The organism is Sphingomonas olei (assembly GCF_045369765.1).
Classification (GTDB): domain Bacteria; phylum Pseudomonadota; class Alphaproteobacteria; order Sphingomonadales; family Sphingomonadaceae; genus Sphingomonas; species Sphingomonas panaciterrae.
Genome location: NZ_JBIQEU010000070.1, coordinates 1 through 1,322 on the forward strand (window position 1 = coordinate 1; position 1,322 = coordinate 1,322).

The 1,322-nt window shown below is 65.0% G+C and carries 1 protein-coding gene and 1 other annotated feature; the gene reads right to left on the reverse strand.

Annotated elements, in window-relative coordinates:
- Positions 1 to 40: 40 nt before the first annotated feature.
- A protein-coding gene (locus ACH0BU_RS18070; RefSeq protein ID WP_156167008.1) for an IS3 family transposase occupies positions 41 to 1,269 on the reverse strand; the annotation gives its coding sequence in 2 pieces (ribosomal slippage) (positions 41 to 981 and positions 981 to 1,269; 1,230 coding nt in all).
- Positions 872 to 988, reverse strand: a sequence feature (AL1L pseudoknot). Its footprint overlaps the gene before it by 117 nt.
- Positions 1,270 to 1,322 lie beyond the last annotated feature (53 nt).

Consider the following 1,322-nt stretch of genomic DNA (forward strand, 5'->3'; position numbering starts at 1 on the left):
TTGAACCGCCCCGGGTTTGCGGGAGGCGTTGGGTTGTGAGTCACGCTGCCATATCGATGTTGTCCGCGGCAGCATAATACAGCTCTTCGGCTTCGGCAGGCGGGATGTTGCCGATGGGTTCGAGCAGCCGGCGATGGTTGAACCAGTCGACCCACTCGAGGGTAGCGTACTCGACGGCTTCGAAGCTGCGCCACGGTCCGCGCCGGTGGATCACCTCGGCCTTGTAGAGGCCGTTGATCGTCTCGGCCAAAGCGTTGTCGTAGCTGTCACCGACGCTGCCCACCGATGGCTCTATCCCCGCTTCAGCGAGGCGCTCCGTGTACTTGATAGACACGTATTGCGACCCGCGGTCGCTATGGTGAACCAGGCCGCCACGATGAACCGGCCGGCGATCGTGTAGCGCCTGCTCGAGCGCATCCAGCACGAAGCTGGCATGCGCCGTCCTGCTGACCCGCCAGCCGACGATCCGGCGGGCATAGGTGTCGATGACGAAGGCGACGTAGACGAACCCTGCCCAGGTCGCGACATAGGTGAAGTCCGACACCCAGAGCCTGTTCGGCGCTGGGGCACGGAACTGGCGGTTAACGTGGTCGAGCGGGCACGGCGCTGCCTTGTCGCTGATGGTCGTACGCACTGGCTTACCCCGGATCACGCCTGCCAGACTCATCTCGCGCATCAACCGTTCGATGGTGCAGCGAGCGACCGGAAAACCCTCCCGCATCATCTGGCGCCAGACCTTGCGCACGCCATACACCCCGAAGTTCTCGGCAAAGACGCGGGCGACCTCGGGCTTGAGAGCCTGATCCCGCTGCGCCCGCGCCGACAGGCGCATCAGATCCCGTCGCTGCGCGACACGCTCGAAGTACGTCGATGGGGCGATCGGCAGGACGCGGCAGATCGGCTCGACCCCATAGGTTGCGCGATGATCGTCGATAAAGGCGATCATCGCCGGAACGGGCGGTCGAGCTCCGCCTGAGCAAAATACGCGGACGCCTTGCGCAGGATTTCGTTGGCCTGCCGCAGCTCGCGGACTTCGCGCTCCAGCGCCTTCATCTTGTCGGCCACCTCGGTTGGCACGCCGGCGCGCTTGCCGCTGTCGACCTCGGCCTTCTTCAGCCACTCGTGGAGCGTCTGCGGCACGCAGCCGATCTTCTCCGCGATCGACACCACCGCTGCCCACCGCGACGGGTGATCGCGCTCGTGGTCGAGCACCATCCGCACCGCACGCTCGCGGACCTCAGGCGCAAACTTGTTCGTCGTCTTGCTCATACTGGCTCCACCTTCTCAGGAGTTGGAGCCTCCGACAAACCCGGGGCGGTTCA